The organism is Rhizobacter sp. P3_B12 (genome assembly GCF_056402895.1).
This window is the reverse complement of record NZ_JBFUGN010000123.1, coordinates 1-10,515: the sequence shown is the minus strand read 5'-3', so window position 1 is coordinate 10,515 and position 10,515 is coordinate 1. Positions and strand designations below refer to the sequence as shown.

10 protein-coding genes are annotated in these 10,515 nt (G+C 69.7%); 5 read left to right on the top strand and 5 right to left on the bottom strand.

The features are described from left to right. Positions 1-1,045, top strand: a 1,045-nt coding sequence (locus AC1D01_RS09575; protein ID WP_477865813.1) for an esterase/lipase family protein, incomplete at its 5' end; no start/stop codon positions are given. Here the strand turns inward: AC1D01_RS09575 and AC1D01_RS09570 are convergent. Further along, positions 988-2,037, bottom strand: a complete 1,050-nt coding sequence (locus tag AC1D01_RS09570; RefSeq protein ID WP_477865812.1) for an NAD-dependent epimerase/dehydratase family protein — start codon at positions 2,035-2,037, stop codon at positions 988-990. The two genes, AC1D01_RS09575 and AC1D01_RS09570, sit on opposite strands and share 58 nt — an antisense overlap. A gap of 98 nt (positions 2,038-2,135) precedes the next feature. Here AC1D01_RS09570 and AC1D01_RS09565 point away from each other — a divergent pair, with 98 nt between their 5' ends. From AC1D01_RS09565 to AC1D01_RS09555, 3 genes are all read left to right on the top strand, one after another. Then, the gene (locus tag AC1D01_RS09565) at positions 2,136-3,035 is read left to right on the top strand and encodes a LysR family transcriptional regulator (RefSeq protein WP_477865811.1); all 900 of its coding nucleotides are present in this window, start codon (positions 2,136-2,138) and stop codon (positions 3,033-3,035) included. 82 nt (positions 3,036-3,117) lie between these two features. Further along, positions 3,118-3,732: a phosphatase PAP2 family protein gene (locus tag AC1D01_RS09560; RefSeq protein WP_477865810.1), complete on the top strand. Its 615-nt coding sequence runs from the start codon at positions 3,118-3,120 to the stop codon at positions 3,730-3,732. Between the two features lie 17 nt (positions 3,733-3,749). Continuing rightward, a complete protein-coding gene (locus AC1D01_RS09555) occupies positions 3,750-4,157 on the top strand; it encodes an SRPBCC family protein (RefSeq protein ID WP_477865809.1) in 408 nt (135 codons plus the stop codon). Between the two features lie 14 nt (positions 4,158-4,171). Here the strand turns inward: AC1D01_RS09555 and AC1D01_RS09550 are convergent, their stop codons facing one another. After that, complete coding sequence (locus AC1D01_RS09550) at positions 4,172-4,546, bottom strand: hypothetical protein (protein ID WP_477865808.1); 375 nt, start codon at positions 4,544-4,546, stop codon at positions 4,172-4,174. 132 nt (positions 4,547-4,678) lie between these two features. Between AC1D01_RS09550 and AC1D01_RS09545 the strand changes: the two genes are divergently transcribed. After that, positions 4,679-6,637, top strand: coding sequence for a hypothetical protein (locus AC1D01_RS09545; RefSeq protein WP_477865807.1), 1,959 nt, complete (start codon positions 4,679-4,681; stop codon positions 6,635-6,637). Between the two features lie 12 nt (positions 6,638-6,649). On the opposite strand, the gene AC1D01_RS09540 is transcribed toward AC1D01_RS09545, so the two are convergent. From AC1D01_RS09540 to AC1D01_RS09530, 3 genes are all read right to left on the bottom strand, one after another. Then, positions 6,650-7,270: a glutathione S-transferase family protein gene (locus AC1D01_RS09540; RefSeq protein WP_477865806.1), complete on the bottom strand. Its 621-nt coding sequence runs from the start codon at positions 7,268-7,270 to the stop codon at positions 6,650-6,652. A 45-nt stretch (positions 7,271-7,315) separates the two neighbouring features. Further along, positions 7,316-8,665 carry a chromate efflux transporter gene (chrA, locus tag AC1D01_RS09535; protein WP_477865814.1) on the bottom strand — a complete coding sequence of 450 codons (1,350 nt, stop codon included), beginning with the start codon at positions 8,663-8,665 and terminating at the stop codon, positions 7,316-7,318. A 50-nt stretch (positions 8,666-8,715) separates the two neighbouring features. Then, positions 8,716-10,515 (bottom strand): right-handed parallel beta-helix repeat-containing protein (locus tag AC1D01_RS09530; protein WP_477865805.1); only part of this gene is annotated, 1,800 nt, incomplete at its 5' end.

The following is a 10,515-nucleotide window of genomic DNA, read 5'->3' as shown; positions in this document are numbered from 1 at the left end:
GCAGCGCTTCGAGTACGAGGACATCGGGCCGAACCGGATCGCGCAGTCGCTGGTCGCGCTCGACGCGCGGCTGACGCCGCATCAAGGCCTGCGCCAGTGGGTCGACGGCGYGCTCGTGCCGGCGCCGGCACCGCAGCTCGACGGCGCGCAGCCGACGCTGCTGCTGGTGCACGGCACCTTCAGCAGCAGCGACATGTGGTTCGACCAGCTCGGCGCGACGCCCGCCGGGCTGGCGCTGCTCGCGCAATGGAAGCAGGTGTACGGCGCGCGCATCTTCGCGTTCGACCATGCGACGCTGTCGGTCGCGCCGTGGCTGAACGCGCTCGACCTGCACCGCGCGCTGCGCGGCATCGCCGGCCCGGTCGACGTGGTGTGCCACAGCCGCGGCGGGCTGGTCGCGTCGTGGCTGCTGCGGCTCGCGCCGGTGCGGGTGCGGCAGGTGGTGTTCGTCGGCTCGCCGCTCGGCGGCACCAGCCTCGCGTCGCCGTACCGCCTGCGCGCCGCGCTCGACATGCTGGCCAACATCGCGAACGCGCTGTCGCTGGCCGGGCAGGCGGCGAGCACGGTGTTCCCGCTGGCCGCCGGTGCCGCCGGGCTGGCCAAGGTGCTGGGCAAGACGCTGCAGCTCGGCTCGGCCCTGCCGCTGGCCGATGCGGCGGTCGCGCTGGTGCCGGGCCTCGCGAGCCAGCAGCGCGTGACCGACAACGCCGAGACGCGTGCGCTGTTCGGCGACCGCTGGCTGGTGCAGCCGAAGTTCGCGGCGGTGACGGCCGACTTCGAGCCCAACCTCGATGAGCCGGCCTGGAAGTTCTGGACCCGCTTCCGCAATCCCGGCCTGCAGCTGGCGAACCTCGGCGCCGACATCGTGTTCCCCGGCGCGAACGACCTCGTCGTCGACACCGACGCGATGAGCTTCTTCGGCCAGCCGGCGCAGGGCGTGCCGCAGGTGCTGTCGCTCGGCAAGACGGCGACGACCTTCCACACCAACTACTTCCGCGATGCGGCGGTGCTGAAGTTCATGGCCGGGCTGTCGCCGGCCGGTTGACGGCCGGCGTCCAGGCAGCCCATGCCGACCAGCGCCGCCTCGATCGCCTGGTCCAGCGGCGTGTGCGGCTCGCGCCCGAGCACCGCGACCAGCCGCTCGTTGGCCAGGCGCACCGGCTGCTTCCACAGGTAGCGCATCTCCAGCAGTTCGCGCAGCGTCACGACGAACGGGGCCATCAGGCGCAGCAGCCACCACGGCGTGCGCACGATGCGCGGTGCGTGCCCGGTGCGGCGTGCGACCACGCGCTGCACTGCCTCGGCGATCTGCCGGCCGGTGGCGTCCCAGTGCCCGGCCATGTGGAAGCGCTCGAACGCGCCGAGCTGCGCACGCCGCTCCAGCAGCTCGACCATCGTGCGCGCCACGTCGGGCAGGTAGCCCCACTGGTGGCCGACGCCGTCATCGGCCGGGTTCGCGATCGACGTGATTGGCTTGCCCGGCTTCAGCATGCCCTGCGCGAGCCAGTTGTTGCCCGACTTCGGCCCGAAGAAGTCGCCGGCGCGCACGATCAGCACGCGCGCGCCCTGGCGGCTCGCAGCCTCGAGCCGGCTTTCCATCTGCACGCGGATCGCGCCCTTGCGGGTCTGCGGGTGCTGCGGCGACTCCTCGCGCAGCAGCGGAAAAGYGTCCGGCCCGAAGTTGTAGACCGTGCCCGGCAGCACGATGGTGGCGCGCTGCGCGATGGCCGCGGCGATCGTGTTGTCGACCATCGGCAGCACCACCTCGGCCCAGCCGCGGTAGCCCGGCGGGTTGACGGCGTGCACGATCACCGCGCAGCCCTCGGCGGCCCGCAGCACGTCGGCACGCTGCATCGCATCGCCTCGCAGCCAGGTGATGCCATCGCGTTGTTGCGTCGCTTCGGTGGCGCTGCGCTGCAGCGCGCGCACCGTCCAACCCGCGTCGCGCAACTGGCGCGCGACCTCGCCGCCGATGCCGCCGGTGGCGCCCAGCACCAGGGCCGTCTTGTTGCCGTTGTGGATGTGGCCGTCGTTCATCTCGATCTCCAGGTGGGTGGTGGGTATGGAGCGGATTCTGGGTGGTGGTGGGTTCGAATGGAATTGCCGAACATCGTGGTGACGCTATACATTTCTGTATGACTTCAACCATCGGCTGGGAGCTCTACCGCAGCTTCCTCGGCGTGCTCGACGAGGGCTCGCTGTCGGGGGCCGCACGCCTGCTCGGCATCACGCAACCCACGGTCGGCCGGCACGTGGCGGCGCTCGAGCAGGCGCTCGGCATCGTGCTGTTCACCCGTTCGCAGGCCGGCCTGCTGCCGACCGAGGCGGCCCAGTCGCTGCGCCCGTATGCCGAGGCGATGCAGAGCACCGCGGCGGCGCTGGAGCGCGCGGCCGGCGGCCAGGGTGACGGGGGCGTCGTCAAGGGCACGGTGCGCATCAGCTGCAGCGACGTGATGGGCATCGAGGTGCTGCCGCCGATCCTCGCCGGGCTGCACGAGGCGCATCCGCAGCTGAAGATCGAGTTGGTGCTGACCGACAAGCTGCAGGACCTGCTGCGCCGCGAGGCCGACATCGCGGTGCGCATGGTGCAGCCGAAGCAGGAGCAGCTGGTCGCGCGCCACGTCGGCGACATCGAGCTGGGCCTGTACGCGCGGCGCGACTACCTCGAACGCCGGGGCACGCCGCGCCGGCCCGAAGAGCTCGCGGGCCACGCGACGATCGGCTACGACCAGCCATCCGCGTGGCTGCGCCAGGCCGAGAAGGCGCTGCACGGCCTGCGGCGCGAGGTCTTCACGCTGCGCAGCGACAGCAACGTGGCGCAGCTGGCGCTGATCCGCGCGGGGGCCGGCATCGGCATGTGCCAGGTGCCTCTCGCCCAGCGCGACGGCAGCCTGGTGCGGCTGCTGCCGAAGCTCTTCACGCTGCCGCTGCCGACCTGGGTCACGATGCATGAAGACCTGCGCAGCAGCCCGCGCTGCCGCGTCGCCTTCGATGCGCTGGTGTCGGGACTGCTGGCGTACGTGGGTGAGCGATGATGCGGGTCTGCCCCGCCTGCGATCCGCTTCCGTGACTTCGACCGTGCTCCCCGTTCCATCCGCCTCCTGGCCCCGAGCCGCCGTGCGGCGCCTGCTCGCGCTGTGGCCGGCCAAGCTGGTGGGCATCAGCGCCGGCATCTCGCTGTTCTTCGTGCTGTATTTCTGGGCCGCGCGCTCGCCGCAGGCCGCCGTCACGGTGATGCCGGTGCTGGCGCTGGACCGCTGGTTCACGCTGCGCGAGGGGCTGCTGCCGGTGTACGCGTCGCTGTGGGTCTATGTGTCGCTCGCGCCGGCGTTCTCGAAGGACGGCGGCGAGCTGTTGCGCTACACGCTGCGGGCCGCGCTGATGAGCGCGATCGGCTTCGCGTTCTACCTGTTCTACCCGAGCGCGGTGCCGGATTTCGGCGTCGACTGGTCGCAGTACGGCAGCCTGCAGTTCCTGCGCGCGGGCGATGCGTCGCGCAACGCGTTCCCGTCGCTGCACGTGTCGTTCGCGGTGCTGACCTGCCACCTGCTCGCGCGCCAGCTGCGCGAGCTCGAGGTGCCGGTCGCGCTGCGGTGGGTGAACCTGGCCTGGTGCGTGGGCATCGCCTACTCGACGATCGCGATCCGCCAGCACGTGGTGGTCGACGTGCTGGGCGGGCTGGTGCTCGGCATCGTGGTGGCGGCGCTGCCGCTGCGCGGGCCGGCACGCTGATTGCCCGGCAACACACCATGCTGCAGGATGTCCGCATCGTCACCGTCTCGATCGCCGTGCCCTGGCAGGTCGTCTACGAGTTCGCGCGCCAGCCGTCGCTGCTGCCCCAATGGGCCTCGGGCCTGGCGGCTGGCATCGCCGAGGAAGGCGGGCGCTGGTGGGCCGCATCGCCGATGGGCCGGGTGCAGGTCGAGATGACGCCGGACAACCCGTACGGCGTGCTGGACCACGCGGTCACGCTGCCCGACGGCACGGTGTTCCACAACCCGCTGCGCGCGGTGGCCAATGGGGACGGCTGCGAGCTGACGTTCACGGTGTTTCGGGCCGACGGGGTCGACAGCACGCAGTTCGAGAAGGACTGCGCGCATGTGCTGAGCGACCTGCAGGCGCTGAAGCGCCTGATGGAGAGCCGGGCGCACCGCTGAACGCGGCGCGGCGATCAGGCCTTGCCGTCGGCGACCTGCTTGACCGCGTGCCGCAGCTGCCGGCGCCCCTCGGCGTTCGTCGCCCGCCAGGCGGTCAGCGCGAGTTGCAGGAACTGCAGTTCCGAGGGCGTCAGCCCCTGCGGCTCGTGCGCCTCATCCAGCCAGCCGGCCGGCTGCTCGCGGGCCGCCTCGATCTGCCGCGCGAGCTTGTCGCCGATCGGCCGGCTGCTCTTGATCTGGCTCCACATGCTGGGGCTGATCTGCAGGGCCTGCGCGAACAGCTGCTCCATGCCTTTGGGGGCGATGCCGTCGCGCATCTGCGCCTCGGCGAAACGCTGGAACAGCGTCAGGGCGTTCTGTCGGCGCAGCAGGGTGATGTTGTCGGACACGGCGGGAGCGAAGGGAAGGCGGCGGGCAGCGGCAGATTGTCGCACCGGGGTGAAGAGTCTTTACCGCTGCGCGCGAGTTCTTCCGCGATACTGTCGCCGGGACAATCAAGAACATGGGTGGAGGGCAGTGGAATGCTGACGATGGCAAAGACGAGCCGCGCGTGGCTCATGGGCGTGGTTCTGGGACTCTTGTTGAGTGCCTGCGGCGGAGGGGGTGGAGGCTCGTCGGGCTCGAATGAAGGCAGTGGGCTGCTGCCGCCGGCAGAGGTCGCCGGGGCGACACTCCATGCCGATGCCCTGGTGCTGCGACCGTTGCGCGATCGAGCCATCTTCACCTACCGCGGCCAGYAGCACAGCAAGGCGCCGTTCGGCTTCTACACCAACACGGTGCGGCAGCTGGCGGTGGGCGGCGATGTTCGCGAAGACGCGAGCAACCTGCTGGGCGAAGGTCCCGATACCGGAACGCCGCTGCGCACGGCGTCGGGCGCCGTCACGCAGCACGAAACCCTGCAGCTCGCCGAGGGTGCCGCGGCTTCCTTCGACGTCGACCTGGTCGAGCTGCGCTCGCCGGTTCGCATCCACGATCGCTACGTGATGCTCGACAGGCACCTGGCCGACTACGTCGACTTCGACAGGAACGGCTCCCGCGACACGCTCGATGTCGCAGTGTGGGCCACGGTCGTCGGCGAGGAGGTGCTCGACCTGCCCAATCGAGCCGGCGTGAAGGCGGTGCGGGTGGACACCTTCGTGCGCACGCGCGTCACCTACATCGGTAGCCAGTTCGCGCCGGGCGGCGGCACCGTCACCCTCAGTCGCTGGTATGCGCCGGGCCTGGGCCTCGTCAAGGTGAGGCGGGAATCGCCTGCGGTGCTCGTGACGCAACCGAACGAGGTGGTGGAAGAGGTGCTGGTCACGGCCGATGTGATCGACAGCGGGCTGGGGTATGCCGAAGCCTCGAAGCAGACCGTGCCCGCCGGTTCCTCCCTGGCGGGGCAGGACATTGCCGCGCCGATCGGTGCCGTGGCCTTCGACTCCCATGCCGTCGTGATGACGGCGATCCCCGGCCCGTTCGTGCAGGGGTTCGCGCTGCATCAGCTGGATCCGCGAGGGCAGGTGCTGGCGACGGCGGTGTACCGGTATGCCGACTTTCCGCAGATCAGTTTTCCTTCCGAACCGCAGCTGGTGCGGGTCGGTAGCGAGCTGAGGGTGTTCGTGAGTGCAGCGGAGGGGGTGTACATGCTCAGCCTGGACAAGACAGGCCAGCAGCTCACCAGCGCGTCTGCGACGCTTGCAGCCTCCGCCAAGAGGTACCCGGTGGGCGGGCGGGCCTATCTGGCGGCAGGAGCGGCTGACGGCTTCTGGCTGAGCTGGACGACCCTGCCGATTGACGACGGCGACGGCCCCCGGTCGCAATTCAAGCTGCAGTACTTCGATGCGGCCGGTCGGGCGCTGGGCGTCGAGTACACGGCAGATCCCTCGATCAGTCCCGTGAATGTCTACGCACCGCGGCTCGAAGCCTCCGCTGATCGCGCGCTGCTGTCATGGGCCTTCGCGGTATCGGCAGACCGCATGACATCACGTTACGTGGTGGCCGGCGTCGGCGCCCCGGCCCTGCTCGCCGATCAGGTGCTCTCGCCGTTGCCCACGGACAAGCCCTGCCTGGACGCCTCCTTCGAGCCGCAGTTCATCGGCACGTTGACGGTCCTTGCTTGCAGCAGCAACCAGAGTGCGGCCGTGGTTCCACTGGATGCGGCCTTCGCGCCGCTGCGTGACGCGAACGGCAGCTTGCGCGAAGACCCCATCCTCCAGCTGACGCAGGGCATCCCGAGCTACCGCTCGGAATCCGATCGACTCAGCTTCATGCTGCGACGCTACGAGCCTTTCTGGCCGGGGGAAAACAGCGATGGGTTCTACGTGTTCGGCGACCTGAGGCCGGCAGGCGGCACGCTCGACGCCGCGGCGCCGCGCCTATCGGCCCGCGTGCCGATGAGCTTGTACGAACCTCAGTGGATGCTGCCGATGGGCAACCGGTCGCTCAGTGTCGGCTCGGAATCGGGGGTCCTGCACACGATGGTGGTCTGGCGGGAGTGAGCCGCGAGACGCTCACACCAAAGGCAACATCACCACCTTCCGATACGCCTCGCGCTTCGACAACGCATCGAACCAGCGCTGCACCTGCGGCAGTTCGTCGCGCTCGATCGGCAGCGTCATCCAGCGCCACACCGCGCAGCCGAGCGCGATGTCGCCCATCGTGAATTGCTCGCCGCCGACGAACGCGCGGCCTTCGAGCTGCGCATCGAGGATGTGCATCGCGTCCAGCGTCTCGCGGCGCGCGGCCTCGACCAGGTTGCCGTCGCGCTCGTGCTCGGGCGTGCGAAGGAAGGCGCGGAAGATCGGCACCATCGCCGGCCACAGCGTCGAGTTCGACCAGTCGATCCAGCGGTCGACCTCGGCGCGCGCCCGGGCGTCCTCCGGCCACAGGCTGCCGCTCGCATGCTTCGCCGCGAGGTAGCGCAGCACGCTGCCGGACTCCCACACGACGAAGCCGTCGTCGTCGATCGTCGGCACCAGCCCGTTCGGATTCAGGCGGCGGAACTCCGCGGTGTCGACCACGCCGTAGTGCCGCCCGGCGTCGATGCGCTCATACGCCAGGCCGATCTCCTCGCAGCACCACAGCACCTTCTGCACGTTGATCGAATCGGCATTGCCCCAGATCTTCAGCATTCGCAGCCCCGGCAGTGGTGATGCGGGCCGAGTCTAGGCGAGGGCTCACCAGCGTGCAGCGAACCCCGAGAGCAACCCCACGGCACCGGCGCACAGCACGACGCGGATGACACCCTGCTTGAAGCGGATCAGCGCGATGGCGGCCGCGATACCGATCGCGAGGCTGGTGAAGTCCGGCAGGCCGTGAAGGCCCTGCGGCCACAGCACGTGCACCGCGAAGAACACGGCCAGGTTGGCGATCACGCCCACCACCGCCGCGGTGATCGCGCTCAGCGGCGCGGTGAAGGCCGGCCGGCCGTGCGTCGATTCGATGAACGGCCCGCCGAGGAGGATGAAGCAGAACGACGGCAGGAACGTGAAGAACGTGACCACCCCCGCCGCCGCCGCACCGGCCAGGAACGCCGATTCGCTGCCGGACAGCGCCTGCGTCCAGCCGCCGACGAAGCCGATGAACGCGACCACCATGATCAGCGGGCCCGGCGTGGTCTCGCCGAGCGCCAGGCCGTCGATCATCTGCGCCGCCGTCAGCCAGTGGTGCTGCTCGACCGCGCCCTGGAACACGTAGGGCAGCACCGCATACGCGCCGCCGAAGGTCAGCAGCGCGGCCTTCGTGAAGAACCAGCCCATCTGCGTCAGCATGCCCTGCCAGCCGAAGGCGAGCACCAGCCCGAGCATCGCGGCGAACCACAGCGCGAGGCAGGCGGCGAGCACGCGCACGAACGACGCGACGCGCCAGCGGGCGTGCGGCGGCGTCGGCGTGTCGTCGTCGATCAGTGCGGGCGCGTGGGTGCCCGCCGTCGCGGCATGCCCGCCGCTGGTGCTGAACATCGCCGGTGCGATGCGCCCGCCGACCGCACCGGCCAGGCCGGCCGCGACGATCACCACCGGGAAGGGCAGGCCCAGCGCGAACAGCGCGACGAACGCCGCCACCGCGATCGCCCACAGCGCCGGGTTGCGCAGCGTGCGCGACCCGATGCGCCAGGCCGCCGCGACGACGATCGCCGTCACGGCCGGCTTGATGCCCTGGAAGACGGCCGCCACCGCCGGCTGGCTGCCGAACGCGAGGTACACCCACGACAGCGCGACCAGGATCGCGAGCGACGGCAGCACGAACAAGGCGCCGGCGACGATGCCGCCCAGCCGCCCGTGCATCAGCCAGCCGATGTAGGTGGCGAGCTGCTGCGCTTCCGGGCCGGGCAGCAGCATGCAGTAGTTCAGCGCATGCAGGAAGCGGCCCTCGGAGATCCAGCGCCGCCGCTCGACCAGCTCCTCGTGCATCACCGCGATCTGGCCGGCCGGCCCGCCGAAGCTGATGAAGCCGAGCTTCAGCCACCAGCGCGCGGCTTCGCCGAAGCCGGGGAAGGGAGAAGCGTCGGAAGGTGGTGTCGAAGGCATCGCGGCCCGCATCGTACCGTCCGATGCGGGCCGCGATCTTCAGCCTGCGCTCACCAGCCCGAGTTGCCGGTGCCGCGGATGAAGAAGCTGCTCGGCGCGGTGTCCTGCTTCAAGCCGCCGAGCGCCGGGTTCGTCACCACCACCCCGTCGAAGTTCACCGCCCCGCGGCCACCGTTGTCGATGACCTCGATGCCGTACCTGCCCGGGTTGGTGATCCGGATGTTCTTCAGCTTCACGTTGCGCATCTGCGCGTTGTCGGCGTCGCGCAGCAGGTCCGGGTGGAACTTCTCGCCCGGCGGCACGAAGGCGGTGCCGAAGCCGCGGAACTCGATGCCCGAGTAGGTCGGGTCGACGATGTCGACGTTCTCCACCAGGATGTCGTTGATGCCGCCTTCGCGCATGTAGAACTTCAGCGCGCCGTGCTGCCACGGCGTCGCGGTGTTCTCCATGAACATCGGGCCGCCCGCGCGGATCAGCGAGATGTTGCTGAAGGTCGTGGTCGCCGGGCCGAACGGGTACGGGCTGAACTCGTTGTCGATCAGGATGCCCGGGTAGGTCAGCACGTCTTCGCAGACGCTGTCCTTGAACACGTTGTTCGCGCCGCCGTAGGCCGCGAAGCAGTTCGCACGCCACGGCATCTGCACCGTGTTGTTGCGGAACACGTTGTTGACGCCCTGGCCCTGGTCGGGTGCGTTCTTGCCCTCCGGGCTGATGAAGTTGTCGCCCAGCTGGTAGGTCTTCTCCTTGACCCAGTCGGTCCACTTGATCGACCACACCACCAGCGCGTCGTCGCCGGTATTGCGCAGGTGGCAGTTCTCGACCACCGAGTTCGACGTGCCATTGTCGAAGTTGATCCCGTCCGCGTAGGTGTTGCGGATGCGGCAGTTGCGGACCGTCAGGTTCTGCGTCGGCTGGGTCTGGTACGGGGGATCGTTGCCAACCCAGATCGCACCGACCACGTGCTCGATCCAGACGTTCTCGATCAGGCTGTTGGCACCCATCGGGCCGGCGAAGGCCTTCTGCACGCCTTCGGATTCCTCGGCCCGCGCCTTCGACTCGCCGAGGATCGAGAAATCGCCGAACACGCATTTCGCGCTCGCGCCGTAGCAGAAGAACAGCGACTTCGGACCCTTCAGGTTCGTGTACCACATGCCCGCGCCGCGCACCTCGATGCCCGGGTTGTCGAGCCCGACGTTGCCGCCGCTGATCTTCTGCAGCAGGTAGTCGCCCGGCGGGAACCACAGCTTGCTGGTCGAGCGCATCGCGCGCAGCACATCGTCGGCGTGGTCCTTGCCGTCGTTCGGCTGGATGCCGAACTGCGTCACCGAGGTGAAGCCCGCCGGCATCGTCAGCGCGCCGGGCACCGGCTCGATGTCGACCAGGTCGATCACGTAGAAGGCCGCGGTGTCCTGCGCGTCGCGGCGCAGCATCACCGTCGCACCGGCCGGGATGCTGTCGGGCAGCAGCGTGCGCACCTCGTCGAAGAAGGTGTGCGGCAGGCCGGCCGGCTTGTCGACGATCGGGTCGCCGATCAGCCCGCCCTGGTACGACCAGCTGTAGCGCGAGGTCAGCGGCAGCGTCTTCACGCGCACGCCGTTCACGTACAGGCCCAGCGTGCTGTCGATGCCGCCGCCGCCCGGGGCGTCGGGGATCGAGTAGCGCACGACGACGCCGTTGCCGGCCTTCGTGGTCTTGAACGACACGTAGTCGCCGGTCTGGTTCAGGCGCACCGCCTTGCGGCCGATGGCCTCGGCCTCGATGTGGTTGGCGTCCCACTTCTGGCGGCTCGGGCCGAGGATCTGGGCGTTGGTGCTGCCGTCTTCAGCCTGGTACTCGACCCAGGGCACGTT

Coding starts and splice junctions, on each gene's coding strand:
- AC1D01_RS09565 (WP_477865811.1), top strand. CDS start 2,136: ATGACTTCAACCATCGGCTGGGAGCTCTACCGCAGCTTCCTCGGCGTG.
- AC1D01_RS09555 (WP_477865809.1), top strand. CDS start 3,750: ATGCTGCAGGATGTCCGCATCGTCACCGTCTCGATCGCCGTGCCCTGG.
- AC1D01_RS09540 (WP_477865806.1), bottom strand. CDS start 7,270: ATGCTGAAGATCTGGGGCAATGCCGATTCGATCAACGTGCAGAAGGTG.
- chrA (WP_477865814.1), bottom strand. CDS start 8,665: ATGCCTTCGACACCACCTTCCGACGCTTCTCCCTTCCCCGGCTTCGGC.